General features: G+C 72.7%; 22 protein-coding genes. 18 read left to right on the forward strand and 4 right to left on the reverse strand.

Going from position 1 to position 26325, the window contains the following annotated elements; all coding sequences use genetic code 11:
• Positions 1–461: 461 nt before the first annotated feature.
• From ACLBX9_RS02745 to ACLBX9_RS02755, 3 genes are read left to right on the forward strand one after another with little or no spacing between them, the layout of a single operon-like run.
• On the forward strand, positions 462–1706 hold the full coding sequence (locus tag ACLBX9_RS02745; RefSeq protein WP_447717808.1) for an MFS transporter: 1245 nt from the start codon (positions 462–464) through the stop codon (positions 1704–1706).
• Complete coding sequence (gene fhuF, locus ACLBX9_RS02750) at positions 1703–2533, forward strand: siderophore-iron reductase FhuF (protein ID WP_447717809.1); 831 nt, start codon at positions 1703–1705, stop codon at positions 2531–2533. Before ACLBX9_RS02745 ends, fhuF begins: the two co-directional genes overlap by 4 nt.
• Positions 2527–4272 (forward strand): ABC transporter ATP-binding protein, encoded by a 1746-nt coding sequence (locus ACLBX9_RS02755; protein ID WP_010686568.1) that lies wholly within the window; start codon positions 2527–2529, stop codon positions 4270–4272. Before fhuF ends, ACLBX9_RS02755 begins: the two co-directional genes overlap by 7 nt.
• Positions 4273–4287: 15 nt before the next feature.
• Here the strand turns inward: ACLBX9_RS02755 and ACLBX9_RS02760 are convergent, their stop codons facing one another.
• Positions 4288–5349: a LacI family DNA-binding transcriptional regulator gene (locus ACLBX9_RS02760; protein ID WP_447717810.1), complete on the reverse strand. Its 1062-nt coding sequence runs from the start codon at positions 5347–5349 to the stop codon at positions 4288–4290.
• Positions 5350–5993: 644 nt separating this feature from the next.
• Here ACLBX9_RS02760 and ACLBX9_RS02765 point away from each other — a divergent pair.
• On the forward strand, positions 5994–6668 hold the full coding sequence (locus tag ACLBX9_RS02765) for a DUF4142 domain-containing protein (RefSeq protein WP_447717824.1): 675 nt from the start codon (positions 5994–5996) through the stop codon (positions 6666–6668).
• 334 nt (positions 6669–7002) lie between these two features.
• On the opposite strand, the gene ACLBX9_RS02770 is transcribed toward ACLBX9_RS02765, so the two are convergent.
• On the reverse strand, positions 7003–7866 hold the full coding sequence (locus tag ACLBX9_RS02770; protein ID WP_447717811.1) for an SMP-30/gluconolactonase/LRE family protein: 864 nt from the start codon (positions 7864–7866) through the stop codon (positions 7003–7005).
• Positions 7867–7882: 16 nt separating this feature from the next.
• On the reverse strand, positions 7883–9196 hold the full coding sequence (locus tag ACLBX9_RS02775) for a sugar MFS transporter (RefSeq protein ID WP_447717812.1): 1314 nt from the start codon (positions 9194–9196) through the stop codon (positions 7883–7885).
• 158 nt (positions 9197–9354) lie between these two features.
• On the opposite strand from ACLBX9_RS02775, the gene ACLBX9_RS02780 reads away from it, so the two are divergent.
• The gene (locus tag ACLBX9_RS02780) at positions 9355–10506 is read left to right on the forward strand and encodes an aldose epimerase family protein (RefSeq protein WP_447717813.1); all 1152 of its coding nucleotides are present in this window, start codon (positions 9355–9357) and stop codon (positions 10504–10506) included.
• The gene (locus ACLBX9_RS02785; protein WP_447717814.1) at positions 10503–12317 is read left to right on the forward strand and encodes an IlvD/Edd family dehydratase; all 1815 of its coding nucleotides are present in this window, start codon (positions 10503–10505) and stop codon (positions 12315–12317) included. Before ACLBX9_RS02780 ends, ACLBX9_RS02785 begins: the two co-directional genes overlap by 4 nt.
• A gap of 142 nt (positions 12318–12459) precedes the next feature.
• On the opposite strand, the gene ACLBX9_RS02790 is transcribed toward ACLBX9_RS02785, so the two are convergent.
• Positions 12460–13200 (reverse strand): FadR/GntR family transcriptional regulator, encoded by a 741-nt coding sequence (locus tag ACLBX9_RS02790; RefSeq protein ID WP_447717815.1) that lies wholly within the window; start codon positions 13198–13200, stop codon positions 12460–12462.
• Between the two features lie 144 nt (positions 13201–13344).
• On the opposite strand from ACLBX9_RS02790, the gene ACLBX9_RS02795 reads away from it, so the two are divergent.
• From ACLBX9_RS02795 to ACLBX9_RS02850, 12 genes are all read left to right on the forward strand, one after another.
• On the forward strand, positions 13345–14952 hold the full coding sequence (locus ACLBX9_RS02795; protein ID WP_447717816.1) for an aldehyde dehydrogenase (NADP(+)): 1608 nt from the start codon (positions 13345–13347) through the stop codon (positions 14950–14952).
• Positions 14953–15026: 74 nt separating this feature from the next.
• Positions 15027–16007 (forward strand): AraD1 family protein, encoded by a 981-nt coding sequence (araD1, locus tag ACLBX9_RS02800; RefSeq protein WP_447717817.1) that lies wholly within the window; start codon positions 15027–15029, stop codon positions 16005–16007.
• Position 16008: 1 nt separating this feature from the next.
• Positions 16009–16935, forward strand: coding sequence for a Gfo/Idh/MocA family protein (locus ACLBX9_RS02805; protein WP_447717818.1), 927 nt, complete (start codon positions 16009–16011; stop codon positions 16933–16935).
• A 74-nt stretch (positions 16936–17009) separates the two neighbouring features.
• Complete coding sequence (locus ACLBX9_RS02810; RefSeq protein WP_447717819.1) at positions 17010–18536, forward strand: carbohydrate porin; 1527 nt, start codon at positions 17010–17012, stop codon at positions 18534–18536.
• A gap of 618 nt (positions 18537–19154) precedes the next feature.
• Entirely contained in the window at positions 19155–19355 is a 201-nt protein-coding gene (locus ACLBX9_RS02815; RefSeq protein ID WP_010686580.1) for a hypothetical protein, read from the forward strand.
• Between the two features lie 748 nt (positions 19356–20103).
• Positions 20104–20676 carry an FMN reductase gene (gene msuE, locus ACLBX9_RS02820; RefSeq protein WP_447717820.1) on the forward strand — a complete coding sequence of 191 codons (573 nt, stop codon included), beginning with the start codon at positions 20104–20106 and terminating at the stop codon, positions 20674–20676.
• A 10-nt stretch (positions 20677–20686) separates the two neighbouring features.
• Entirely contained in the window at positions 20687–21634 is a 948-nt protein-coding gene (locus ACLBX9_RS02825; protein ID WP_447717821.1) for an aliphatic sulfonate ABC transporter substrate-binding protein, read from the forward strand.
• Between the two features lie 54 nt (positions 21635–21688).
• The gene (locus tag ACLBX9_RS02830) at positions 21689–22738 is read left to right on the forward strand and encodes a sulfonate ABC transporter substrate-binding protein (protein WP_447717825.1); all 1050 of its coding nucleotides are present in this window, start codon (positions 21689–21691) and stop codon (positions 22736–22738) included.
• Positions 22738–23520 (forward strand): aliphatic sulfonate ABC transporter permease SsuC, encoded by a 783-nt coding sequence (gene ssuC, locus ACLBX9_RS02835; RefSeq protein WP_010686584.1) that lies wholly within the window; start codon positions 22738–22740, stop codon positions 23518–23520. Before ACLBX9_RS02830 ends, ssuC begins: the two co-directional genes overlap by 1 nt.
• Positions 23520–24365 carry an ATP-binding cassette domain-containing protein gene (locus tag ACLBX9_RS02840; protein ID WP_010686585.1) on the forward strand — a complete coding sequence of 282 codons (846 nt, stop codon included), beginning with the start codon at positions 23520–23522 and terminating at the stop codon, positions 24363–24365. The genes ssuC and ACLBX9_RS02840 overlap by 1 nt, the downstream gene beginning before the upstream one ends.
• 117 nt (positions 24366–24482) lie before the next feature.
• Entirely contained in the window at positions 24483–25658 is a 1176-nt protein-coding gene (gene ssuD, locus ACLBX9_RS02845) for an FMNH2-dependent alkanesulfonate monooxygenase (RefSeq protein ID WP_447717822.1), read from the forward strand.
• Between the two features lie 149 nt (positions 25659–25807).
• Positions 25808–26077, forward strand: coding sequence for a hypothetical protein (locus tag ACLBX9_RS02850; protein ID WP_010686587.1), 270 nt, complete (start codon positions 25808–25810; stop codon positions 26075–26077).
• Positions 26078–26325: the final 248 nt, after the last annotated feature.

Raw genomic sequence — 26325 nt, forward strand, 5'->3', positions numbered from 1 at the left:
CGCGCGCCCCGACGCGACGGGGACGGCCAGCCCCTGCGGCCGCGCACCGGTACGATACTGCGGCCAAGCCTGCGACCCCGGCGGCCCCCGCGGCAGGCTGCCCGGAGCCGGCGGCCGCGCTAGATGGGATCCCGGTCCATCAGACCCCCCGAGACATGGATCCACCTCAGCCCGTTCGGTCCGTCCGAGCGGGCTTTTTCAGGGGTTCGGCCCCCGTGACCGCGCATCGGCGTCCGGCTGGAACCGGTTCCGATCCTGTCGCAATCGTCGCGCAAACGGACGTCGCGGGCCCGGTTCGGAGCGGCCGCACGCAAACCGTATCGGAACTCGGGTCGCAGCCAGCTTGATCCGCGGAATCAGATTGTCTAATCCAGAAAACATGAGTGGCATCAATAGATTAGTGTGATTATAAACTACCCCGTCCTGGCGGCCGCGCGCCCCTGCGCCGGAGGCCGGCCGCGATGACGGGATCGGCCGAGACCGCCGTCGGCGCGCGGGTCGTCGACGCCCTGGCCGGGCTGCGTCCGCTGGCGCCGTTCTTCTGCCTGTACGTGACCTTCGGGGCGACGCTCGGCTTCCTGTCCGGCGGGGCGCCGCTGATCCTGCGGGCGCGGGGCGTGGAGCTGGCGGATGTCGGCCTGCTCCAGCTCATCAACCTGCCGGTCGGGCTCACCTTCCTGTGGGCGCCGCTCCTCGACCGTTTGCACCTGCCGGTCCTCCCGCACCGGATCGGCTGGATCGTCGCCGCGCAGGGCGCCGCGGTGACGCTGCTGGCCGTCCTGAGCCTCGGCGAGCACTGGCCGCTCCCTGCGCTCCTCGCCCTGGCGATCGCCGCCTGCGCCTGCGTGGCGACCATGGACATCGCCCTCGAAGCCCTGGTGGTCGAGACCGTGCCGGCGGCGGAGCGCGCCTTCGTGGCCTCGGCCAAGCTGTGCGGGGCCTCGCTCGGCGGCATCCTGGGCGTCGGCGTGCTGGTCGGCTCCTACGACAGCCTCGGCTGGCGCGGGGCGGTCCTCGCCTGCGCGGCGCTGGACGCCCTCTGCCTCCTCCCGATCCTCGGCTACCGCGAGACGCGCCTGCGCGGGGCCGGAGGCGGCCCGGAGCGGCTCTCGGGCGCGCTGGCGCGCCTGCGCGTCCTGGCGGGCCGCGTGGTCGTGCTCGGGGCCTACTTCGCGGCCTCCTACCTGCTGGCCGGGCCCAACACCCTGGCGCTCCTCGATCTCGACGTCCCGCTCGGGCAGGTCGGATTCCTGACCGGCACCGTGCTGCCGGGGGTCAACCTCGTGATGGCGCTGGCGGCCGGCGGGCTCGCCGCCCGGTTCGGCACGGTCCGGCTGATCGTCCTGGGGGCGCTCGGCGTCCTCGCCTCCGGGGCGCTGATGGCGGGCGCCTGCGCCGTCGGGTCGGGAGCGCTCGGGATCGCCGCTACGATCCTGAGCTTCGTCGCCGGCGGCTTCCTCGGGGTCCCGGTCTTCAACATGATCTATCGCTGGGCCCAGGGGCCGAAGCCCGCCACCGACTACGCGCTGCTGTTCGGGGCGGCCTTCTTCGCCGCCATGCCGCTGCGGGTCGCCGCCCCGGCGCTCGCCGGCTGGATCGGATGGCCGGGCTACTTCGCCGCGACCCTGCCGCTCTACGCCGCCGCGGTGGGCTGGCTCGCCGTCGCGGTGGGCCGGACCCTGCGGGCGGACGGGGCGGCGCGATGATCGCCGACCTCGCCGCCCAGGTGCCCGCCTCGCTCGCGGCCTATCGGGACGGGGTCGCCGAGGGTCCCGGCGGCCCGGAGGCGCTGCCCCTCGGCGCCCTGCGCGACCCGGACGTGTTCGACGCGACGCTGGCGGCCTTCGGGGCCGGGTTCGGGGCGAGTTTCGAGGCCGCAGATCCGCGGGTCCGCGTCTCGTACTGGAGCCAGTTCTACCTCGCGGCCCTGGCGACGCCGGCGCTGACCGCCCTGGTGCGCCTCGGCCGGCCGCTGCCGCTCGCCTTCGACGCGGTGAGCCTCGAACTCGACGCGGCCGGCCGCCCGTGCCGCTTCCGCCTGCCCGCGCACGGGTCCGGCTGCGCGGCCTGTCCAGCGCCCGGCCTGACCGGGCTGGTGGAGGCGCATCTGCGCCCGTTCGTGGAGCTGTGCCACGCCCGGTGCGGGATCGCCCCCCGGGTCCTCTGGGGCAACGCCGCGGTGATCCTCGACTACGTCGCCCGGGAACTCGGGGGCCCGCCCGGCGCTCCGCTCGGGGACGGGGAGGGGGCCGGCGCGGCCCCCGCGCGCGGCGGCGCCTGTGCGAGCGCCTGTGCCGCCGCCTGTGACGACGTCGCGGCCTGCCTCGGATGGCGCGCAGGCCCCGGCTGCGCTAGGAGCCCCCTCAAGAACCCCCTCGACAGTCCCCTGGCGCGGGCGCTCTGCCCGGGGGCGTCGGGCTGCCGGCGTCGGCGGGTCTGCTGCCTGCGCCACCGCCTGCCGGGGGTGCCGTCCTGCGGCGCGCTCTGCCCGGTCGAGGGTGCCGCCCCACGCCGATCCGAGCCGCGATGCTGAAGGCCTTCCTCGCCTATTACCGGCCGTACCGGACGCTGTTCCTGGTGGATTTCGGCTGCGCGGTCCTGTCGGGCCTGCTGGAACTCGGCTTCCCCGTGGCCGTGAAGGGCTTCATCGACTCGCTGCTGCCCCGGCAGGACTGGGGCCTGATCCTGCTCGCCGCGGCGGCGCTGGCGCTGGTCTACGTGGCCAATGCCGGGCTGATGGTGGTCGTCACCTATTGGGGCCACGTGCTCGGCATCAACATCGAGACCACGATGCGGACCCGGGCCTTCGACCACCTGCAGAAGCTCTCCTTCCGCTTCTACGACGGCCAGAAGACCGGCCACCTCGTCGCCCGGGTCACCAAGGACCTGGAGGAGATCGGCGAAGTCGCCCATCACGGGCCCGAGGACCTGTTCATCGCGGTAATGACGCTGGTGGGCGCGTTCGCGCTGATGCTCATGGTGCACGCGCCGCTGGCGCTGATCACCGGGGCGATCCTGCCGCTGATTGCCTTCGTGTCGATCCGCTACGGCGGCCGCATGACCCGCAACTGGCAGGCGCAGTACGGCCGGGTCGGGGCGTTCAACGCCCGGATCGAGGAGAATGTCGGCGGGATGCGGGTCGTGCAGGCCTTCGCCAACGAGCCCCACGAGCGCGCCCTCTTCGCCCTCGACAACGCCCGCTACCGGGACACCAAGCTCGAGGCCTACCGGCTGATGGCGGCCGGCCTGTCGATCAACTACCTGGGCCTGCGCCTCGTGCAGATCGCGGTGCTCCTCGGCGGCGCGGCCTTCGTGGTCCGGGGCGACCTGACGCCCGGCGGCTTCGTGGGCTTCCTGCTGCTGGTCGGCGTGTTCTACCGGCCGCTGGAGAAGATCGGCGCCGTGGTCGAGACCTATCCGAAGGGGGTCGCGGGCTTCCGCCGCTACCAGGAGTTGCTCGCCACCGAGCCCGACATCACCGACCGGCCCGACGCCCGCGCGGTGGAAGCCCTGCGCGGCGACATCCGCTTCGCGGGCGTGAGCTTCGGCTACGGCCCCGGCCGCCCGGTCTTCACCGGCCTCGACCTCGCGGTGGCGGCGGGCGAGACCGTGGCGTTCGTCGGACCCTCGGGGGTCGGCAAGACCACGCTCTGCGCCCTGCTGCCGCGCTTCTACGAGGTCGAGGCCGGCCGGATCACCGTCGACGGGATCGACATCCGCGCCATGACCCTCGCGAGCCTGCGCCGCCAGATCGGCATCGTGCAGCAGGACGTGTTCCTGTTCGCCGGGACGATCCGCGAGAACATCGCCTACGGCCGTCTCGACGCCACCGAGGCCGAGATCGACGCCGCCGCCCGGCGCGCCCGGCTCGGCGGCCTGATCGACGGCTTGGCTGAAGGCCTCGACACGGTGGTGGGCGAGCGCGGGGTGCGCCTGTCGGGCGGGCAGAAGCAGCGCATCGCCATCGCGCGGGTCTTCCTCAAGAACCCGCCGATCCTGATCCTCGACGAGGCGACCTCGGCGCTCGACACCGAGACCGAGCGGGAGATCCAGCGGGCGCTCTCCGAACTCGCCCGCGGGCGCACGACCCTGGTGATCGCCCACCGCCTCGCCACCATCCGCGACGCCGACCGGATCGTGGTGCTGGGGGAGGGCGGGGTCGTCGAGGAAGGCCGGCACGCGACGCTGCTCGCCGCCGGCGGCCCCTACAGCCGCCTGCACGCGGCCCAGTTCGGGAGCGGTGAGGCCGATCCGGTCCTCGCCGCGGAGTGAGGCTGCGGCGGCCCGCTAATGCTGCGGCGGCCCCGCGACCCCGGTGGAGTCGCGGACGACGAGGCGGGTGGGGAAGAGCCGCTGCGCCAGATCGTCGGACGCGCGCGTGCCCTCGATGACCTCCACCAGGGTCGCGAAGGCGAACCGCACCATCTCCAGCGTCGGGACCTCGATCGAGGTCAGGCTCGGGATCGTGTAGGCGCTCTGGACGCGGTTGCCGAAGCCGACGACCCGGATCGCCTCGGGGACGCGCACGCCGCGGTCGTGCAGCGCCTTCAGGACCCCGAGCGCCACCCGGTCGTCGGCCGCGAGGATCGCGTCCGGCCGGGCCGGGCGGTCGACCAGGTCGAGGGTCGCGCGATGGCCGCTCTCGGACGTCCAGCCGCACGGCACGACGAGGTCGTCTCGCAGGGGCAGACCCGCCTCCGCCAGGGCCTCGCGATAGCCCCGGAACCGCTCGGCGACGGCCGGCGACGACCGCCCGTCGCGCTCGCCCCGGAAGAAGCAGATCGACCGGCTGCCCGCCCGGATGAGATGGCCCATGGCCGCGTGGACCGCGTCGCGCTCGGCCCGGATCGCGCAATGCGCGCCGGGCAGGTCGAGGCCGAACACCACGAAGGGGAACCGCTTGGCCTGCAGCATCGCCACCAGCGGGTCGTCCGGTCGGTCGCCGAAGACCACGATGCCGTCGACCCGGGCCTCGCTGACGAGGCCGTTGATCCGGCTCAGGCCGTCCGGCTCGTCGCGGCACCAGCGGCGGTGGATCAGCGTGTAGCCGTGCTGGTCGGTGACATGCGCGAAGGTCTGCAGGAGGACGCCCTCGTCGGTCTCCGGCACCGGGCCGGACGCGTCGTCGGGCCGGGCACCCACGGAGAACACGCAGGCGATGCTGCGGCTCGGCTTCTTGCGCAGCGAGCGGGCCGCGAGGCTCGGCACGAAGTCCAGGTCGCGCATGGCGGCCTCGATGGTCTCGCGCGTGGTCCGGGCGACCTTCTCGGGATGGTTCAGGACCAGGGAGACCGTCTGGAAGCTCACGCCGGCTCGCCGCGCGACGTCCTTGATCGTCATCTGGCCCATGGTCACCTCTGGGTCACCTCTGCCCCGGTCCGCGCGGCAGGGCCAACGTGCCTGTGACGCGCACGGTGCCGCGCGAAGCCCGAACGCCGCCTCGTCCGATCGATCAGTCTTAGGGCCGGCCGGATCGGAGATAAAGCTTCGGATCGCGCGCTTACAGACCGGCGAATAGACTGATTACTCGACGAATCCGCTCGAAAAACGGCCCCGCCGATCCAGGCACCTGCAGAGTCGCACCGCCTGTTCGGGCTGATGGGACTGAACGAGACGCGCGTCTCCCTCCCCCTCTGCGGGGGAGGGTGGCCCCTGCGTCAGCAGGGGTCGGGAGAGGGGAACCCGGCTTCCGGACGAGGCGCGGTCTTCACGCAGCACACAGCCTCATCCTGCACCGTCGCTCCCCTCTCCCGACCCCCTTCGGGGGCCACCCTCCCCCGCAGAGGGGGGAGGGGGTGCGCGTGGGAGATCTGGGTAGCCAGCCCTGCCAGCCGGACAATGATCCTGAACCCGATGCGTGAATCCGCGCGGGTCAGGACGCGCGGTGCGGAACCTTGAGCAGGAACATCGTCCGCGTCGTGCGGTTCGCCAAGCAGCACCTCAGCGATGATCGGGGCGTCGGGTGCCTCACCTCACGGGAAGCTATCCTCATGATGCATCGTCGCGACCTCCTCACCACCATGCTGGGCGCCACCGCGGCGCTGGCGCTCACGCGCACAGCCATCGCCCAGGTCACGCCGGCGGGCGCGGTTCCCACCGGCGCCTATCTCCAGATGGCGACCACCGGCGGCCTGTTCCTGGAGAACACGGCCCGCGACGCCCACGAGAAGACCACGAACCCGATGGTCAAGAAGTTCTCCCGGGCGGAGGTCATCGAGCAGGTGAACCTCTCCCGGAAGATCAACGCCTATACCGGCGGCGCGCCGATCCCGGCGCCCGGCCCCGCGGCGGCCGGCCCCGGCGGCCTGATCGGCGGTCTCGTGGCGGCGCCCGTGGCGGTGGCGGGCACCGCGGTGAACACGGCAGCCGGGGTCGCGGGCGGGGCGCTCGGCGTCGCGGCGCCCCGGGGCATGACCACCGACGCGCAGAAGGCGCAGATCCTGTCGCAGCTCACCGGGATGCCGCCGGGGCCGCAATACGACGCGACCTTCGTGAACGCTTCGCTCCAGGGACACCAGGAGGCGCTCGGCATCCATGGCTCCTACGCCCAGTCGGGTGAGGATCCAGGCCTGCGCCGGATCGCCCGGGGCGCCCTTCCGCTGATCGACCTGCACATCGCCCAGCTCACCCGGATGCAGGCGCGGATGGGTGGCCGGCAGCCCGGCTGACCCCACCGGCGGGCAGGCCGGGCCTGGCGCAGCCGCGCGCCGGCCCCGAGAAGAAGCCCGCCACGGCGTTGGCCGGGCGGGCTCGGAGGTGGTCTCGTCTCGGAGATGGACCGACGGTAGAGGCCGGGCCGGTGCGGCGCATCCCCCATCCGGGTGATGGCCGCACACGATTCCGAGATGGTCTCGGGGCCCTGCGACGCGCGGCGTGAGCGGGAATGCCGACCGGAACAGGACGGCCCGGTCGCGCGCTCGGGCCGATGCGGTTCGGCTCCGGTGTCGCCGGGCGCCCGATCGCTTCGCGATCGTCGCGAAGCGATCAGCGCCGAGGCCGGCCTCATCCCCCGAAGGCCCGCGGCGGCAGCCCGACCACGCCGACGTCGAGCTCGAACAGCGCTCCGGCCTCCGCCACCTGCTCGGCGCCCCGCGACGCGGAGGTGACGAACAGGCGGTCGAGCCCGTCGCCCGCGAAGGCGCAGCTCGTGATGTTGGGGGCGGGGAGGGCGACCGCCCGCATCGGGCGCCCGTCCGGATCGACGCGGCTCAGCCGGCCGCCGCCCCAATGGGCGATCCAGAGGCAGCCCTCGGCATCGGTGGTCATCCCGTCGGGCCAGCCCCAATCGTCCGGGAAGCGCAGGAACGGCCGCTTGCCCGAGAGCGTCCCGTCCGCGGCGAGGTCGAAGGCGTAGACCGTCCGGGCGGCGCTGTCGCTGTGATAGATGACCCGGCCGTCGAGGCTGAAGGTCGGGCCGTTGGCGACGCCGTAGGCGCCGTCCATCCGCTGCCACGTCAGGTCGGGGTCGAGCCGGTGCAGGGACCCGGAGACCGCCGTCTCGGCCTGGTGCATGCTCCCGGCCCAGATCCGGCCGGCGAGATCCACCTTGGCGTCGTTCAGGCGGTTGTCAGGATGGTCCGGTTCGGGATCGCCGATCGGCACGATGCGGTCGGCCTCCAGGTCGTAGGTCGCGAAGCCGCTCTTCAGCCCGACGATGAAGTCCCGCCGTCCGGCCCGGGGGATGATCCAGCCCAGCGGCTCCGGGAACGGGCGCCGGCCGGTCGCGCCGGCCGCGAGGTCGAGCCAGTTCAGGGCCGGCGCCTCGATGTCGACCCAGAACAGCGTCCCGCGTTCCGGAACCCAGATGGGCCCCTCGCCGAGACGGTCGCGCCCCGCGCGGGCGACGATGCGGATCCTTGGTTTCATGGTCGCGCCGCCCCTGTCAGGCCGATGCCGGGGGGCCCGGCCGGCAGCCCCAGACGGCGTAGAAGAGGACGTAGAGTTCGCAGGCCGCGGTGATCAGGAACGCGTGCTGCAGCCCGAACCGGTCCGCCGCCCAGCCCTGCACCACCACCAGGGAGCCGCCGGCGATCGCCATGATCAGCAGCCCCGCCCCCGCCTCGGTCAGCGGCCCGAGGCCGCGGATGCCGAGGGTGAAGATCGTCGGGAACATGATCGCGTGGAACAGCCCCACGGAGATCAGCGCCCACATCGCCACGGGGCCGGTGGCGAAGGTCGCCACCAGCATCACCGCGCAGGCGCCGACCGCCGCCCCGGCGAGGACCGCCTCGGCCGGGCGCGCCTGCATCAGGTAGCTGCCGACGAAGCGGCCAACCATCATCCCGCCCCAGAGCAGGAACAGGTAGCGCGCGGCCTGAGCGTGGGTCAGGTCGCCGATCTCGGGCTGCGCGACGAAGTTGATGAACAGGTTCGACACCCCGATCTCGGCGATCAGGTAGATGAAGATCGCCGGCACGCCGAGCACGAGGTTGCGGTGCTGCCAGAGCGACCCGCCGGTGCCCCCGGCCCCGGCGTCCCGGGCGGCGCCCGCCCCGCCCCCCATGGCGGGCAGCGGAAAGCGGGCGATCACCACGGCGAGCCCCACGAGGATTGCCGCCACGATCAGGTAGGGGAGCTGCACCGACTGCGCGTCCGCGAGGCGCTCGGCGGGGGTCAGCACGGTGCCGGCGGCGGCGTTGCCCGAGGCCGAGCGGCCGAGGATCAGGATGCCGCCGAACAGGGGCGCCAGGGTGGTGCCGAGGGAGTTGAACGCCTGCACGAGGTTGAGCCGCGCCGGGGCGCTCTCGGCGGGGCCGACCACCGCCACGTAGGGGTTGGCGGCGACCTGCAGCAGGGTGATGCCGCTGGCGATCACGAACAGCGCGGTGAGCGTGATCCCGTACGAGACCGCGTGGGCCGCGCCCACCATGCCGAGGGTGCCGGCCGCCATGATGCCGAGGCCGGCCACCAGGGACCGCTGGTAGCCGATCCGCGCGATCAGCTTCGCCGCCGGGATCGAGGCCACGAAATACGCGATGAACCAGACCGACTCGATCAGCGTGGTCTGCGTGTAGTCGAGGTCGAACACGCTGCGCAGGTGCGGCAGCAGCGTGTTGTTGATGACCGTGATGAAGCCCCACATGAAGAACAGGCTGGCCAGCAGCGACAGGGCGGCACGGGACCCGGCCCCGTCGCCCGCGGCGGCTTCCCCCGGCCGGGCCGCGCGTGTCCCGGCGCCCGCGATCGGTCCTGCCATCGAGCGCGTCCTCTCCCTGCCGGGGCGCCTTGCCGGGGCGCCGTATTGTCCAAGCCAATTGTCTGAGTATAAAACGGCTTCGCGGGCGTCAACCGCACGTCCTCCGCGCACCGGCGCATGATCCGGCAGGGCGGACGGATCCGACCGGGGAGGACCTGATGCGTGGAGCGGGACTCGTGGCCTTGTGCGCCGGCGCGGCGATCCCGGCCTCGGCCCAGGCGGCCGAGCCGTCCCGGACCGTGTTCGGCACCCTCCCGGACGGCCGCACGGTCGAGGAGGTGACGCTGTCCAACGGCAGGGGCGTCACGGCGCGGATCCTCGCGTGGGGGGCGCTGCTGCGCACCCTCGAGGTGCCGGACCGGGCCGGCGCGCCGGCCGACGTGGTGCTCGGCTACAACGACCTCGCCGCCTACCTGGCCAAGGGCAATTATTTCGGCGCGAGCGTGGGCCGCTACGCCAACCGCATCCGCGCGGGCCGCTTCACCCTCGACGGCCGGACCTACACCCTGGCCACCAACGACGGCCCCAACGCCCTGCACGGCGGCGCCGCCGGCTTCGACAGGCGGCTCTGGACGATCACCGCCGTGACGGGCGGCGCCACGCCGTCGGTGACCCTGCGCTACGTCAGCCCGGACGGCGAGGAGGGCTATCCCGGCACGCTGACGGCGACCGCCACCTACAGGCTGGACGACACGAACACGCTGACCGTCACCTACGAGGCCACCACCGACCGGCCGACCATCGTCAACCTGACCAACCACAGCTTCTTCAACCTGGCGGGGGAGGGCTCGGGCCGCTCGATCCTCGACCATGTCCTGACCATCCCGGCGGAGCGCTACACGCCGGTCGACGCCACCCTGATCCCCACCGGCGTGCACCGGCCGGTGGCGGGCACGCCCTTCGACTTCCGCACGCCGGCGGTGATCGGCGCACGCATCCGCGACGGCCGGGACGCGCAGATCGTGCGCGGGCGCGGCTACGACCACAACTGGGTCGTGACCGACGCCCCCACGGCCGAACCGCACCCGGTGGCGCGGGTCGAGGATCCGGATTCGGGCCGGGTGCTCGACGTGGCGAGCAATCAGCCGGGGGTGCAGGTCTACGCGGGCAACTTCCTCGACGCGACCGCGGTGGGTAAATCCGGCCTCGCCTACCGGCAGTCGGACGCCCTGGCGCTGGAGCCGGAGCTGTTCCCCGACACGCCCAACCAGCCCGCCTTCGGCTCGGCCCGGCTCGATCCCGGCCAGACCTACCGGAACGTGATCACCTACCGCTTCTCGACCAGCCCCGCCCACCGGACCCATCGATGACCGACCCCAAGACCGCCCGGCCCAAGACCGCCCGCCCACTGCGCTCCCGCGCGTGGTTCGACAATCCCGACAACATCGACATGACGGCGCTCTACCTGGAGCGCTACCTCAACTTCGGCCTCAGCCTGGAGGAGTTGCGCTCGGGCAGGCCGATCATCGGCATCGCCCAGACGGGCTCCGACCTGTCGCCGTGCAACCGCCACCACCTCGTCCTGGCGGAGCGGATCCGCGAGGGCATCCGCGAGGCCGGCGGCATCGTGCTGGAGTTTCCCGTCCACCCGATCCAGGAAACCGGAAAGCGGCCGACCGCGGGCCTCGACCGCAACCTTGCCTATCTCGGCCTCGTGGAGCTGCTCTACGGCTACCCGCTCGACGGGGTGGTGCTGACCACGGGCTGCGACAAGACCACCCCAGCCTGCCTGATGGCCGCCGCCACCGTGAACATCCCGGCCATCGCCCTCTCGGTCGGGCCGATGCTGAACGGCTGGTTCAAGGGCCAGCGCACCGGCTCGGGCACGATCGTCTGGAAGGCCCGCGAGATGCTGGCGGCGGGCGAGATCGACCATGACGGCTTCATCAAGCTCGTGACCTCGTCGGCGCCCTCGACCGGCTTCTGCAACACGATGGGCACGGCGACCACGATGAACACGCTGGCCGAGGCCCTGGGCATGATGCTGCCCGGCTCGGCGGCGATCCCGGCGCCCTACCGCGACCGGCAGGAGGTCGCCTACCAGACCGGCAAGCGCATCGTGGAGATGGTGGCGGAGGACCTGAAGCCCTCCGAGATCCTGACCCGGGACGCCTTCCTCAACGCCATCGTGGTCAACTCGGCGATCGGCGGCTCCACCAACGCGCCGATCCACCTCGCGGCCATCGCCCGGCACATGGGCGTGGAACTCGACATCGCCGACTGGCAGACCTACGGGCTCGACGTGCCGCTGCTCGTCAACCTGCAGCCGGCCGGCGCCTATCTCGGCGAGGATTACTACCGCGCCGGCAGCCTGCCCGCCGTGGTGGCGCAGCTCATGAGCCGCGGCCTGATCCGCGAGGGCGCGCTGACCGTCAACGGCCGCACCATTGGCGACAATTGCCGCGGCGCGACGATCGAGGACGAGGACGTGATCCGGCCGATCGACCGGCCCCTCAAGGAGGCGGCGGGCTTTTTGGTACTGCGCGGCAACCTGTTCGACGCCGCGGTGATGAAGACCAGCGTGATCGGCGCGGAATTCCGCACCCGCTACCTCTCGAACCCCGAGGATCCGGACGCTTTCGAGGGCCCCGTCGTGGTGTTCGACGGGCCGGAGGATTACCATCACCGGATCGACGATCCGAGCCTCGGCATCACCGCCGAGACCCTGCTGGTGATGCGGGGCGCCGGGCCGGTTGGCTATCCCGGGGCGGCCGAGGTTGTGAACATGCGCCCGCCCGCGGATCTGATCCGGGCCGGCGTGCACGCGCTGCCGTGCCTCGGCGACGGGCGCCAGTCCGGCACCTCGGCCTCGCCGTCGATCCTCAACGCCTCCCCGGAGGCGGCGGCCGGCGGCGGCCTCGCGCTCCTGCGCACCGGCGACCGGGTGCGGATCGACCTGCGCCGCGGCACCGCCGACATGCTGGTCGACGCGGACGAGATCGCCCGGCGCCGCGAGGCCCTGAAGGCGGCGGGCGGCTACGCCTACCCGGCCTCCCAGACCCCCTGGCAGGCGATGCAGCGCGCCGCCGTCGGGCAGATGCACACGGGCGCGATCCTGGAGGGGGCGGAGACGTTCCAGCGCATCGCGCAGACCAGCGGCCTGCCGCGCGACAACCACTGAACCCCACGGAGTCCCGGATTCGAAAGGTCCGGGACCTTTCGCGGGTGCAGGGCGGAGCCCTGATGAGTTCGGGCGAAGCCCGACATCGGGGCTCCGCCCCGATACCCCCCCAAAGGGCTGCGCCCTTTGGAAACCCGGATTCTCAAGGCCGCAACGCCATCTCGGTATCGGCGAGCGCGAGGCGGACCAGCTCGGTCATCGCCGCGCGGGCGGTGTCCGGCTCGCCCGCCACGATCGCGTCGTAGAGGACGCGATGGTCGGGCATCGGGTCCCGCGGCTTGTCCTGCCGCCGGTGCTTGAAGATGGTGGTCCAGGTGACTGCGGCCGCGATGGAGCTCGACAGGGCCATCAGCGGCCCGTTGCGCGCCGCCTCCAGGATCGTGTTGTGGAAGGCCTGGTCGGCGGCGCGGCCCACCTCGGTGGCGAGGCCGTGGCGGCCCATCTCCTCCAGGGCGTGGCCCATCCGGGCGATGTCGAGGCCCGAGCGCCGCTCGGCCGCGAGGGCGGCGGCGGCCGGCTCGACGATCATGCGCAGCTCGAACAGGTCGCGGATGAACGCCTCGCTCGGCTCCGCCTCGAAGGCCCAGGCCAGGATGTCGGGATCGAGCAGGTTCCAGCGGCTGCGCTGGCTGACGCGGGTGCCGGTGCGCGGCCGGCTCTCCACGAGGCCCTTGGCGCTCAGGATGCGAATCGCCTCGCGATAGGCGGTGCGCGACACCTTGAGCTGCTCCGCGAACTCGATCTCCCCGGGCAGCACGTCCCCCGGCGCGTAACGGCCGGACAGGATCGCGACGCCGAGGTCGCGCGCCACCGAGCCGTGGATGCGACGCCAGCTTGAGGCAAGCGGAAGCCGGATATCTTCGTGCCCGCGGTCCTGCCTCACCCGTCACCTCCGGTCCGAGCCTCCGGGAGGGGGCAGGATCGGCGCAACTGTATCCTGAAGTTGTAGGAGTGCAAGCGTCGACACCCCTAGGCAGGAGAAGTCGAGACGCTTGCGAGCCCGGCCGAACTGATCTAGCTTATTTGTATGAGTAAACAACCTGCAGCGCCCGGGACCATCCGGGGAACCGGCCTGGTCGGCGCCGCGGATGTGGCGTCCGGCGAGACGTTCGTGGCGGTCGACCCGGCGACGGGAGCGCCGCTGGAACCGGTCTTCTCGGCGGCGGGGGCCGCGGAGGTCGCGGCGGCCTGCGCACTGGCGGAGGCGGCGTTCCCGAGCTTCTCCGAGACCGATCCCGAGACCCGCGCGGCCTTCCTCGAATCGGCGGCCGCGGCCGTGGACGATCTCGGCGCGCCCCTGATCGAGCGGGCCATGGCCGAGACGGGCCTGCCGCGGGCGCGCCTGGAGGGCGAGCGCGCCCGCACGATCGGCCAGCTGCGCCTGTTCGCCGACCTCGTGCGGTCGGGCGCGTGGGTGCGGGCGACGATCGACCCGGCCCTGCCGGACCGCAAGCCGCTGCCCCGGCCGGACCTGCGCCGCCGCCACGTCGCCCTCGGCCCGGTGGCGGTGTTCGGCGCCTCGAACTTCCCGCTCGCCTTCTCGGTGGCGGGGGGCGACACCGCCTCCGCCCTGGCGGCGGGCTGCCCCGTGGTGGTCAAGGGGCATCCGGCCCATCCCGGCACCGGGGAGCTGGTGGCGCGGGCCCTGCGGGCGGCCGCGGCCGCCTGCGGCCTGCACGAGGGCGTGTTCTCCTACCTGCCGGGGCCGTCGAGCGCCCTGGGCGCCGCCCTGGTGGCCGATCCGCGCGTCAAGGCCGTCGGCTTCACGGGCTCGCGCGGCGGCGGTCTGGCGCTGATGCGGATCGCCGCCGCCCGGCCCGAGCCGATCCCGGTCTATGCCGAGATGAGCGCGGTGAATCCCGTCCTGCTCCTCCCCGGCGCCCTGCGGGCCCGGGGCGCCGCCCTGGCGTCCGGGTTCGTCCAGTCCCTGACGCTGGGGGCCGGGCAGTTCTGCACCAATCCGGGCCTGCTGATCGGGATCGCGGGGCCCGAGCTGGACGCGTTCGCGGAGGCGGCGGGCGCGCTGATTCGCGAGAGCGTTCCCCACACCATGCTCACCGCGGACATCACGTCGCGGTTCGAGCGTATCGTCGCCGCCCTGGCGGATCGCCCGGGGGTGACGGTCGCGGCGCGCGGGGTGGCGGCGGGCCCGGGGGGTGCCCCCGCCGCCCTGCTGCGCACGGAGGCGCGGAGCCTCCTGGCGGATCCGGCGCTGGCCGAGGAGATGTTCGGCGCCGCCTCCCTGCTGGTCGCGGCGGCCGACCCGGCGGAGATGGCCGGGGCCGTCGCGTCCCTCAAGGGCCAGCTCACCGCGACGCTGCATCTCGACCGGGCGGACGAGCACCTCGCCGCGGGGCTGGTGCCGCTCCTGGCGCGGAAGGCCGGGCGGATCCTCGCCAACGGCTGGCCCACCGGCGTGGAGGTGGCGCCCGCGATGGTGCATGGCGGCCCGTTCCCCGCCACCTCGGACGGCCGCAGCACCTCGGTCGGCACCCTGGCGATCGAGCGGTTCCTGCGCCCCGTCTGCTACCAGGACCTGCCCGACGCGCTGCTGCCGTCGCCCCTGCGCCCGAACAATCCCTGGCACCTGCCGCGTCGGATCGACGGCGCGCTCCAACCGCAACCGAGCCGCTGACCGGCCACCGCGCGGCCCTCGACGGCCGCGCGTTCGGGACGCCCCGGCATGGGCGCCCCTGGGAGGAACACACGATGGGCGGATCACTCCTACAATTCCGCCGGCCTGACGGGGAGCGCGGCGTCGCTCTGCTGGACGCGGGCCAGGCGCGGCAGGTGATCGGCGTGCGCAGCGTAATCGAGCTGGCGCGCAAGGCACTGGCCGCCGGGGGCGGGCTGGCCGAGACGACGGCCCTGTCGGGGCTGGGCGCGGCCATCGATCCCGATTCCGTGCAGCTGCTGCCGCCGGTGGACCACCCGAATCCCGCGCACCTGCTCCTGAGCGGCACCGGCCTGACGCATCTCGGCTCCGCGGAGGGCCGGGACGCGATGCACCGGGCCGCGGCAGCCGATCCGGCGCCGACCGATTCGATGCGCATGTTCCGGATGGGGGTCGAGGGCGGCAAGCCGGCCCCGGGGGAGACGGGCGTCCAGCCCGAATGGTTCTACAAGGGGGACGGCAGTGCCATCGTCGGAACTGGCGAGCCCCTCGTCTCGCCCGCCTTCGCCCGCGACGGCGGCGAGGAGCCGGAGATCGCCGGCCTCTACGTGATCGACGCCGACGGCACGCCGGTGCGGCTCGGCTTCGCGCTGGCGAACGAGTTCTCCGACCACGTGACGGAGCGGGGCAACTACCTGTGGCTCGCCCATTCCAAGCTGCGCCCGGCCGCGCTCGGGCCGGAGCTGTGGCTCGGGGACCTGCCGCCGGAGGTGCGCGGCGTGAGCCGCATCCTGCGCGACGGCACCGTGCTCTGGGAGAAGCCGTTCCTCTCCGGGGAGGCGAACATGTCCCACAGCATCGCGAACCTGGAGCACCACCACTTCAAGTACGCACCGTTCCGCCGACCCGGCGACGTGCACGTCCACTTCTTCGGGACCGCGACCCTGTCGTTCGGCGACGGCGTCGCGACCCGGCCGGGCGACGTGTTCGAGATCGCGGCGGCGCCGTTCACGCTGCCCCTGCGCAATCCGCTGGCGGTCGCGCCGCCGGCGGACGTCACCGTGCGGGTGCTCTGAGATGGCCGAACCGATCCGCATCGGCCTCGTGGGCGTCGGCAAGATCGCCCGCGACCAGCACCTGCCGGTGATCGGCGCCAGCCCGGATTACCGGCTCGTGGCGGTGGCGAGCCGGCATGGCGGCCTCGACGGCGTGCCCAATTACCGGACGCTGCCCGAGATGCTGGCGGGGCAGCGGGACCTGCAGGCGGTCGCCCTGTGCCAGCCGCCGCAGGCGCGCTTCGAGGCCGCCCGGGCGGCGCTCGCGGCGGGCCTCCACGTCTTCCTGGAGAAGCCCCCCGGGGCGACGCTGGCCGAGGTCGGACTGCTGGTTGAGGCCGCGCGGGCCCGGGGCGTGAGCCTGTTCGCGAGCTGGCACTCCCGCTACGCGCCCGGGGTGGAGCCCGCGCGGCGCTGGCTGTCCGGGTGCCGGATCCGGTCGGTGTCGATCGCGTGGCTGGAGGATGTCCGGCACTGGCACCCGGGCCAGGACTGGATCTGGACGGCCGGCGGAATGGGCGTGTTCGATCCGGGGATCAACGCCCTGTCGATCGCCACCCACATCCTGCCGCCCTTCTTCCTGACCGACGCGACCCTGTCGGTGCCGGAGAACCGGCAGGCGCCGATCGCCGCCGACCTGCACTTCACGGACGCCGCCGGCACCCCGATCCGGGCCGCGTTCGATTGGCGCCAGACCGGGCCGCAGACCTGGGACATCCGCGTCGAGACCGAGGACGGCACCCTGGTCCTCTCGAAGGGCGGCGCGGCCCTGACGATCGACGGGCGCGACCAGCCGCTGCCGCCGGAGGCCGAGTATCGCGGCCTCTACGACCGCTTCGCCGCCCTGATCCGGGCCGGGCAGAGCGACGTCGACCTCAATCCGCTCATTCACGCCGCCGACGCCTTCCTGCGCGGCGCGCGCCGCACGGTGGAGGCCTTCACGGACTGACCGAGGAGGATCCCGGCGGAACACGGACGCGACAGAGCCCGACAAGGCCGCGCGGTTAAGGGGGAGTCATCACGATGGGAAAGCACATGCGATGGGCGGCGCTCGCGTTCGGCGCCGCCATGGTTACGGCCGGCACAGGCCCGGCCCTGGCTCAGGATGCGGCGACGCCTCCGGACGGGGGACCGAGCCTGGTGAACCCGGGCCCGAAGGCGAGCCCGGCGCAGAAGGCGCGCTACAAGGCGAACCGCGCCCGGCGGCGGGTCATCCGTGAGGGCCGGAGCTTCGCGGGCGCCAGCAGCGCGGCGGCCACGAGCATCGCGCAGGGCGCCACCGCGGCGCCGCCGTCGCTGCCGCCCGGCACCGTCGACCTCGGGCACGGGATCACCGCGATCCTGAACTACACGGGCGAGTTCGCCACCAATCCCTCGGGCGGCCGGCGCCAGGGCTCGGACTATGCCGGCCAGGTGTTCTTCGGCCTCGACGCCGATCTCGGCCGGCTGGCCGGGATCGAGGGCGGCTCGGTGCACACCATCGTGACCCAGCGCCACGGGCGCGCCATATCGAGCGACTTCATCGGCAACACCACCAGCGTGCAGGAGATCCAGGGCGGCGGCCAGACCGCGCATCTCACCGCGCTGTCCTACGAGCAGAAGCTGTTCGACAACCGCCTCGACATCGAGTTCGGCCGCGTCCTGGCCAACCCGAACTTCCTGGCCTCGCCGTTCTACTGCAACTTCCAGAACAACGGCATCTGCGGCGCGCCGAAGGGCGCGTTCAAGATGACGAACATCACGTGGTGGCCGATCGCCACTTGGGGCGCCCACGCCAAGGCCTGGGTCACCGACAAGGTGTTCATGCATGCCGGCGTCTACGAGGTGAATCCGCGCGATCAGCAAGCGGACCAGAACGGCATCGACTGGTCGACCCGCGGCGCCACCGGCGTCGTGGTGCCGGTGGAGGTCGGCTACTCGACCAACTTCGGCAACGACCCGCTGCCGCGCAACTACGGCATCGGCGCGATCATCGACCAGTCGGACTACAAGGATCCGGTGCAGGACGTCCGCCGAGGCTCCTACCTGATCAGCGGCCTCGATCCGCTGACCCGGTTCGGCCGGTCGGCGGTCTACGCCCGGTTCGACCAGATGGTGTGGCGTCCCGATCCGACAGGCGTCCAGGGGCTGACCTTGTTCGGCGCCTTCCTCGCCGCGACCGGCGGGCGGCAGTTCGAGGATTACTTCCTGAACGGCGGCGCCGTCCTCACCGGCACCTTCGCGGGCCGGCCCTACGACACGCTGGGCTTCGGCTTCGCGCTGGAGCACTTCTCGCCGCTGGGCCTCGCCAACCTCCGGGCCGCGCGCACGGCAGTTGGGCTGGGCCGCAACGTCGCCTCCACGCAGACCATTCTGGAGGTGAGCTACGGGATCCAGGTGACCCCGGCGATCCGCCTGATGCCGAACCTGCAATACGTCATCAATCCGCAGTTGCAGGAGCGCTTCTTCGCGCAGCCGAAGCGGATCCCCGACGCCTTCGTGATCGGCGCGAAGCTCTCGGTTGACCTGTTCACCCTGGCGGGCTTCGCCAAGGGACCGGGCAGCCTCTGAGCCAAAGCGGCGAGCCGGATTCCACCCGGCTCGCGAATCGCCATCCCAGGCAGGCGGGCCGCACGGATCATCCGCGCGGCCCGCCTGCACGCGGTGTCGTCCGGATGCCCGCGGCGGGGACGCGTTCCGATCTTCATCGTCACGCGCGCAGCGCCGTGCCTTGAGCGCGCGCGAGGTGACCGGCACCGTCATATCCCGGCGCGACGAACGCCGAAGCTGCAATCCGGGGTCGCGCGGATCCGGGGGCAGAGCCTCTGAAGCGATGATTCCGTGGCGGGGCGACCCGCCGGAGATGCCGATCCTCCGGGAGGGCTCGAAATCGGGACGCCTTTCTCCAGGCATCGGCGGTCTCTCCGGGCAGCCGTCCCGCCTTGCGGGACCACGCGATCGCGACCGGGGGCCGCCGATGGGACAGGACGCAAGGGCGAAACGGCCGGCGCCGATCCCCCGATCCGGACCCCCAGTCCAGGCTCCCCGATCCTGCGAAGCCCGCGCGCAGCGCGGTCAATGCAGCGATCGACCGGGCCTTGCCACCGACCCCTTGACTGTCAGATTGTAACTGTTCTAATTCTTATGAGAAAGAAGGACCCTGTCGGTCCGCAGCAGGAGATACGCGACATGGCCAGCGCACAGTGCGAGAGCTGCAAGTTCTTCGACGAGCACAAGGGCAATGGCGGCACCGCGCAGGGCGACGCCGGCCTGTGCCGCTTCAACCCGCCGGTCAGCCAGCCGGAGCCGGATTCCAAGGGCCTGTGGCCGGTGGTGGCGTCGAGCGACTGGTGCGGTCACTTCACGGCCGAGATCAGCGCCGCCGAGTAACCGGCGACAGACATCGTGAGACCGGGGCCGGCCCGAAGGGCTGGCCCCTTTTCGTTTGCGGTCCCCATCGGCCTGCGGCATCGGCGGATCGGACCGATACGACCTCCGAGCCCGCATGCAGGGTTCACCCGCGCCGTCCCGCTTCCGGACCTTCACGCCGCCCCGGAGCGCTCCCGAAGCGTCCCCTTGCGGTCGATGCCGTCACCGTCCGGCACTCCAGGATGGACCGCCGCGACGCTGCGTAGCCCGCGAGGCTCGGTCCGCTCGGCCGAACGGGCGGCGCGTCGATGCGCCCACTCACCGTCGCTCGGGGCCGGTCTTCCGGTCCAGAAAGCGCGGACGGGAGCCCGTCCGAGGCGGGACCGCGTGCCAATGCCCCGAGCCGCCTCGCCGCGCCGCACAAGGCATATCGCAACAGGAACATCCGCCTTCAAACTCCGCCGTGCGTAGAATTTCCGTGCCCCATCGGTGAGCCGGAGAGATCACGTTGCCGCCAGCGCTTGATCCGGCCGCTCCAAACGTGATGCAGCGCGCACAATCGACGCGCGCGACAAAGTAAAACGACATCCGAAATCGTAGCTTTCGAGGAGAATGTTTTTCTCCCCCAGATCACTAGGGAAAGCCGTTTCATTGACGTCGGCGAAGACGGCCCGCAATTCTAGTGGCCAGTCTGGATGTCCGGTCGCGCAGCCTCCGCGCCGTCCGATCGGTGCGATCCGCCATCCCGCTTCACCGCAAGGCACTGAAGATGACACGACCGAGACTCGTCGGGCTGAGCGCGAACGTGCAGCGCCCGTCCAAGACCCGCACCCTGGTCGATGCGGTGCTGCGGGAGGCCGGCGCGCAGGTGGCGCTCGACGCGCGCATCCTGGACTTCGTCGATGCCGGCCCCGGCCTCGGCGCCGCCTGGACCCGCGATCAGCTGACGCCCGCGGCGCGCGAGGTCCTGGCGGCGATCGAATCGGCGGACGGCCTCGTCGTCGGCTCGCCGGTCTACAAGGGCGCCTATACCGGCCTGTTTAAACACCTGTTCGACCTCGTGGATCCGGGGGCGCTGGCCGGCAAGCCCGTGGCCATCGTGGCCACCGGCGGCGGCGCGCGCCACGCGCTGGTGGTCGAGCACGCCTTCCGGCCGCTCTTGGGCTTCTTCGGCGCCCTGCAGATCCCCACCGCGGTCTACGCCTCGGACGCGGATTTCAGCGACGGGACGCTCACCGAGGCCGGCCTGCGCGCCCGCGCCGCAGAGGCGGGCGGCCAGCTCGCCGCGCTGCTCGCCCACCGGGCCGCGGCCGCCCCGGTCGCGCTCGCCGCCGCCGAGTGAAGGCCGGACGATGCTCCACCGCCGCGCCCTGCTGGCCGCCCTGGCGGCCGTTCCTGTCGCCCGGCCGGCCCGCGCGGCCGAGCCCGGCGTGCTGCGGATCGGCTACCAGAAGAACGGGATCCTGGTCGTCGCCAAGCAGCAGGGTCTCATCGAGAAGCGCCTGGAAGCGCTCGGGCAGACGGTGCGCTGGACCGAGTTCTCGTTCGGGCCGCCGCTGCTGGAGGCCCTGTCGGTCGGCGGGATCGATATCGGCCTGACGGGCGACGCGCCGCCGATCTTCGCGCAGGCCGCCCGGTCCAACCTGGTCTACGCGGCCGCCCAGGAGGGCGGGAGTTCCGGCGCCGCGATCCTGCTGCCGAAGGGCTCGGCCCTGCGCAGCCTCGCCGACCTCAAGGGCAAGCGGGTCGCCTTCGCCAAGGGGACGTCCGCCCACAACCTGACCATCGCGGCGCTGGAGAAGGCCGGCCTGAGCTACGCCGACATCGAGCCCGTGACGCTGGCACCCGCCGACGCCGCGTCGGCCTTCACCCGCGGCGGCGTCGATGCCTGGACGATCTGGGACCCGTACCTCGCCATCGCCGAGCAGGGGGAGGGGGTGCGCGTGCTGGCCTACGCCACCGCCATCACCCCGCAGAACACCTTCCTGCTGGCGAGCCGGCCCTTCGCGGAGACCCGCGCCCCGGTGCTCGCCGCGGCGATCGAGGCCCTGGGCGCGGTGGCGGCCTGGTGCGTGCAGAACCGCGGCGCGGTCGCCGAGCTCCTGTCGCAGGGCACCGGCGTGCCGCTGCCCGCGACCCGCCGGGCGGTGGACCGGGCCGAATATGGGTTCGGCCCGATGACCGACCGCATCGTCGCCCAGCAGCAGGCCGTCGCCGACCGCTTCCACGCCCTGAAGCTGATCCCGAAGCCGATCCGGATCGCCGACGCGGTCTGGACCGCCCCCGCCCGCGACGGCTGAGACCGATCGCAGAGAGCCATGCAGAGAGCCATGCAGAGATTCTGGCAGAAATCCATGACCGGCCGAACGCCCCGTGCCCTGTCCCTCGCGTCTCCAGCCGCGTCCCCCGCCGCATCCACCCCGAGCCGCCGCCTGCTCCTGTCCGCCGGGCTCGGCCTCGCGGCGGCCGCGGCGTTGCGCCCGGCCCGCGCGGCGGGCAGCATCCGGATCGGCTACCAGAAATACGGGTCCCTCGTGCTGCTGAAGGGCCGCGGCCTCCTGGAGGCGGCGCTCCAGCCGCTCGGCACCACGGTGTCGTGGTCGGAATTCCCCTCCGGGCCGCCGCTCCTGGAGGCGCTGAACGCCGGGGCGATCGATTTCGGCTCGGCCGGCGAGGCGCCGCCGATCTTCGCCCAGGCCGCCAGCCCGGAGCTGCGCTACGTCGCCGCCGAGCCGCCGGCGCCGCGGGGCGAGGCGATCCTCGTGCCCAAGGACAGCCCGATCCGCAGCGTCGCCGACCTGCGCGGCAGGACCATCGCGCTCAACAAGGGCTCGAACGTCCACTACCTGCTGGTGCGCGCCCTGGAGCAGGCGGGCGTGCCCTACGACGCGGTGAAGCTCGCCTTCCTGGCGCCGGCCGACGCCAACGCGGCCTTCGTGCGCGGGTCGGTCGATGCCTGGGTGATCTGGGATCCGTTCCAGGCCGCGGCCGAGCGCGCCACCGGCGCCCGGGTGCTGGTCGACGGGCGGGGGGTCGACGGGCACGCCCTCGCCCCCAACCGCCAGTTCTACCTGTCCCGGCGCGGCTTCACCGACACGAGCCCCGGGATCGTGTCGGCCGTGCTCAAGGCGATCGCGGAGGTCGACGCCTGGGCGCAGGGCCACGCCGAGTCCGTGGCGGCGGAGCTCGCGCCGTCCGTGGGCATTCCCGCCCCGGTCCTCGGCGTGGCGCTCGGCCGCCTGTCCTACGGCGTCGCGCCCCTCGACGCGGCCGCGGTGGCCGACCAGCAGAAGGTCGCCGACGCCTTCCACGGGCTCGGCCTCCTGCCGAAGCCGATCCGGGTGGCCGACGCGGTCTGGACGCCGCCCGGGCGCACGGCCGGAACCAGGGCGGAGAACCCGTGATGGCCCGATCCAAGCTTCACCGGATCCGCGACACCGCGGTGCCGTGGCTCGTGCCGGTCGCGATCCTGCTCGGATGGCAGGCCGCGGTCTCGACCGGGCTCGTCTCCAACCGGTTCATGCCGGCCCCCCTCGACGTGGTCCGGGCCGGCTGGGAGGCCGGGCGGACCGGGGAACTCTGGACCAATCTCGGGGTCAGCACCCTGCGGGCGCTGGCGGGCTTCGTGGTCGGCGGCGGCATCGGCTTCGCGCTCGGCCTCGCCAACGGCCTGTCGCGCCTGTCGGAGCGGCTGACCGACACCTCGGTGCAGATGGTCCGCAACGTGCCCCACCTGTCGCTGATCCCGCTGGTGATCCTGTGGTTCGGCATCGGCGAGGAGGCCAAGCTGTTCCTCGTGGCGCTGGGCGTGTTCTTCCCGATCTACGCCAACACCCTGCACGGCATCCGCTCGGTGGATCCGGGCCTCGTGGAGATGGGCCGGGTCTACGGCATGTCCCGCACGGAGCTGTTCACCCGGGTGGTGCTGCCCGGCGCCCTGCCGTCGATCTTCGTGGGCCTGCGCTACGCGCTCGGCATCATGTGGCTGACGCTGATCGTCGCCGAGACGATCTCGGCCTCGTCGGGGCTCGGCTACATGGCCATGCAGGCGCGCGAGTTCATGCTGGTCGACGTCGTCGTGCTGGCGATCCTGATCTACGCCGCCCTCGGCAAGCTCGCCGACGCCCTGACCCGCCAGCTCGAGCGCGCCTGCCTCGCCTGGAACCCCGCCTACAGGAGCGCCTGATGCTGCTCGACGCCGTCCGCCGCGAGGCGCTGCCCGACGCGATCGATCCACCCCGGCAGGCCGGAAGCCCCGCGCCGTCGCGCGCGGAGCCCTCCGCCCGCGGGATCGCCGTCACGGTCCGCGACCTGCACAAGAGCTTCGACGGCCACGCGGTCATCGAGGGCCTGAACCTGTTCCTGCCGGCGGGCGGGTTCACCGCGGTGGTGGGCCGGTCCGGCTGCGGCAAGAGCACCCTGCTGCGCCTGATCCTCGGCCTGGAGACGCCCACCGGCGGCCGGATCGACCTCGAGGGGCCGGAGGGCAGCCCCCGCCGGTCCGAGCCGCCGAAGCGGATCATGTTCCAGGAGCCGCGCCTCCTGCCCTGGGCGCGGGTGGTGGACAACGTCGCGGTCGGCCTGTCGGGCCACGGCAGCCGGGCCGAGCGCCGGGCGCGGGCGCTCGCGGCGCTGGCCGAGGTCGGCCTCGCCGACAAGGCCGGGCAGTGGCCCGCCACCCTGTCGGGCGGTCAGCGGCAGCGCGTGGCGCTCGCCCGGGCGCTGGTGAGCCGGCCGGGCCTGCTCGCCCTCGACGAGCCCCTGGGCGCCCTCGACGCCCTCACGCGCATCGACATGCAGGACCTGATCGAGCGGATCTGGCGGGCTCAAGGATTCACCGCGCTGCTCGTCACCCACGACGTCGCGGAGGCGGTGGCGCTCGCCGACCGCATCCTCGTGGTCGAGGCCGGCCGCATCGCCCTCGACCTGCGGGTGGACGTGCCGCGCCCGCGCCGGCGCGGGGATCCGGACCTCGCCCGGCTGGAGGGCCGCATCCTCGATCACCTGCTCGGATCGCAGCCGGCCGCCTGAAGGCGGGCCGCCGTTTCCCGGACGCGGCGACCCGCCCTAGCTCTCGAAGATCGCCGGATGCGCGCAGTCGGATCCGGCTTTTCCGCATCCGGCCACCGGGCCGCGAAGGAGATTCCGATGACCGCATCGACTGACGGGCGCGCCGACGTCCTCTGGTTCCTGCCGACCCACGGCGACGGCCGCTACCTCGGTGCGCAGGAGGGCGCCCGGGAGGTCTCGCTCGCCTACCTCCGGCAGATCGCCCAGGGGGCGGACGAGCTCGGCTATTACGGCGTGCTGCTGCCGACGGGGCGCTCCTGCGAGGATTCCTGGATCGTCGCCTCGGCGCTGGCGCCGCTGACCCAGCGGCTGCGCTTCCTCGTGGCCGTGCGGCCGGGCCTGATGGAGCCCTCCGCGGCGGCCCGCATGACCGCGACCCTCGACCGGATCTCGGACGGCCGCCTGCTGATCAACGTCGTCACCGGCGGCGACCCGGTGGAGCTCGCCGGCGACGGCGTGTTCCTGTCCCACGACGCGCGCTACGCGGTCACCGACGAGTTCCTGACGATCTGGCGCGGCCTGCTCTCGGGCGAGACCGTGACCTTCGCGGGCAAGCACCTGCGCACCGAGAACGGCCGGGTGATCTTCCCGCCGGTGCAGAAGCCCTACCCGCCGCTCTATTTCGGCGGCTCCTCGCCCGCCGGGATGGAGGTCGCGGCCGAGCATTGCGACGTCTACCTCACCTGGGGCGAGCCCCCGGCCCAGGTCGCGGAGAAGATCGCTTCGGCCCGCCGCGCCGCGGAGGCGCGCGGAAAGACCTTCTCGTACGGCATCCGCCTGCACGTGATCGCCCGCGAGACGGAGGGCGCCGCCTGGGAGGCGGCCGAGCAGCTGATCTCCAAGCTCGACGACGCCACCATCGCCAAGGCGCAGGAGACCCTGAAGCGGCAGGATTCCGTCGGCCAGAGCCGCATGATGGCGCTGCACGGCGGCAATCGCGACAAGCTCGTGGTGTCGCCCAATCTCTGGGCCGGCGTCGGGCTCGTGCGCGGCGGCGCCGGGACGGCCTTGGTCGGCTCGGCCGATCAGGTCGCCGACCGGATGAAGGCGTACATCGATCTCGGGATCGACCGCTTCATCCTCTCGGGCTACCCGCACCTGGAGGAGGCCTACCGCTTCGCCGAACTGGTCTTCCCGAAGCTGCCGCTGCGTCCCACCACCGGCCGGCCCGTGGGCAATGCCCGCAACGACGGCCCGTTCGGCGAGATCATCGCCAACGACCTCGCGCCGACCCGGCGCGTCGGGGCGCATTGACCTGCGGATCGGCCCGGCCTGCAGTATTGGGCATGGCTGATCTGCATCCCGATTGTCCGGATGTCATGGTGACGCCATCCTTGGCGTCCATCCGCCCCGCCCATCGCCGCGCGATGCGCTCGCGCGGCTTGGACGCGTGAAGGATGTCCATGACTTCGACCAAGTCGGCCCTGTTGGCCATCGCCCTGTGCTTCGGCCCCGCCGCGGCCTTCGCGGAGCAATCCCCGGCCCGGGAAGCGCTCAAGCAGCACTGCACCGGCGACTACATGGATTACTGCAGCGCCTACGCGCCGGGCGGCCCGGAGGTCGAGGCCTGCTTCAAGGCCAACCTCAAGAACCTCTCCCCCGGCTGCTCGGCGGCGATCACCGCCTACAAGAAGGAGCAGCGGGCGACCAAGCGCGTCAGCGAGGCGCGCTGAGGGATGCCGTCCGGTCGTCCCTGACGGCGGGGCGCTCCTCTCGGGACGCCGATCGGGTTGGAAGGACCTGCGTGTCGATGGGCTCGCGATCGCTGTCGTGACGCGTCCTGTCCGGGCGGCGCGTCGACGCTCAACCCTCGCCCCCGGTCATCCCGGGCCCGCGCAGCGGAGCCCGGGATCCAGAACCACCGGAGCCGCAGAGCTTGCACCGTCGCGGCTCTGGGTTGCCCGCCTCCGGCCTGCCCCTT

The organism is Methylobacterium sp. A49B (assembly GCF_053346215.1).

Bases quoted from the DNA above. Each gene is read 5' to 3' on its own strand.
- ACLBX9_RS02785 (WP_447717814.1), top strand. From the start codon at position 10,503: ATGACCGACCCCAAGACCGCCCGGCCCAAGACCGCCCGCCCACTGCGC.
- ACLBX9_RS02780 (WP_447717813.1), top strand. From the start codon at position 9,355: ATGCGTGGAGCGGGACTCGTGGCCTTGTGCGCCGGCGCGGCGATCCCG.
- ACLBX9_RS02745 (WP_447717808.1), top strand. From the start codon at position 462: ATGACGGGATCGGCCGAGACCGCCGTCGGCGCGCGGGTCGTCGACGCC.
- ACLBX9_RS02760 (WP_447717810.1), bottom strand. From the start codon at position 5,349: ATGGGCCAGATGACGATCAAGGACGTCGCGCGGCGAGCCGGCGTGAGC.
- ACLBX9_RS02825 (WP_447717821.1), top strand. From the start codon at position 20,687: ATGCTCCACCGCCGCGCCCTGCTGGCCGCCCTGGCGGCCGTTCCTGTC.
- ACLBX9_RS02795 (WP_447717816.1), top strand. From the start codon at position 13,345: ATGAGTAAACAACCTGCAGCGCCCGGGACCATCCGGGGAACCGGCCTG.
- ACLBX9_RS02755 (WP_010686568.1), top strand. From the start codon at position 2,527: ATGCTGAAGGCCTTCCTCGCCTATTACCGGCCGTACCGGACGCTGTTC.
- ACLBX9_RS02815 (WP_010686580.1), top strand. From the start codon at position 19,155: ATGGCCAGCGCACAGTGCGAGAGCTGCAAGTTCTTCGACGAGCACAAG.
- ssuD (WP_447717822.1), top strand. From the start codon at position 24,483: ATGACCGCATCGACTGACGGGCGCGCCGACGTCCTCTGGTTCCTGCCG.
- ACLBX9_RS02805 (WP_447717818.1), top strand. From the start codon at position 16,009: ATGGCCGAACCGATCCGCATCGGCCTCGTGGGCGTCGGCAAGATCGCC.
- ACLBX9_RS02850 (WP_010686587.1), top strand. From the start codon at position 25,808: ATGACTTCGACCAAGTCGGCCCTGTTGGCCATCGCCCTGTGCTTCGGC.
- ACLBX9_RS02840 (WP_010686585.1), top strand. From the start codon at position 23,520: ATGCTGCTCGACGCCGTCCGCCGCGAGGCGCTGCCCGACGCGATCGAT.
- ACLBX9_RS02830 (WP_447717825.1), top strand. From the start codon at position 21,689: ATGACCGGCCGAACGCCCCGTGCCCTGTCCCTCGCGTCTCCAGCCGCG.
- ACLBX9_RS02810 (WP_447717819.1), top strand. From the start codon at position 17,010: ATGGGAAAGCACATGCGATGGGCGGCGCTCGCGTTCGGCGCCGCCATG.
- araD1 (WP_447717817.1), top strand. From the start codon at position 15,027: ATGGGCGGATCACTCCTACAATTCCGCCGGCCTGACGGGGAGCGCGGC.
- fhuF (WP_447717809.1), top strand. From the start codon at position 1,703: ATGATCGCCGACCTCGCCGCCCAGGTGCCCGCCTCGCTCGCGGCCTAT.
- ACLBX9_RS02765 (WP_447717824.1), top strand. From the start codon at position 5,994: ATGCATCGTCGCGACCTCCTCACCACCATGCTGGGCGCCACCGCGGCG.
- ACLBX9_RS02775 (WP_447717812.1), bottom strand. From the start codon at position 9,196: ATGGCAGGACCGATCGCGGGCGCCGGGACACGCGCGGCCCGGCCGGGG.
- ACLBX9_RS02770 (WP_447717811.1), bottom strand. From the start codon at position 7,866: ATGAAACCAAGGATCCGCATCGTCGCCCGCGCGGGGCGCGACCGTCTC.
- ssuC (WP_010686584.1), top strand. From the start codon at position 22,738: ATGGCCCGATCCAAGCTTCACCGGATCCGCGACACCGCGGTGCCGTGG.
- msuE (WP_447717820.1), top strand. From the start codon at position 20,104: ATGACACGACCGAGACTCGTCGGGCTGAGCGCGAACGTGCAGCGCCCG.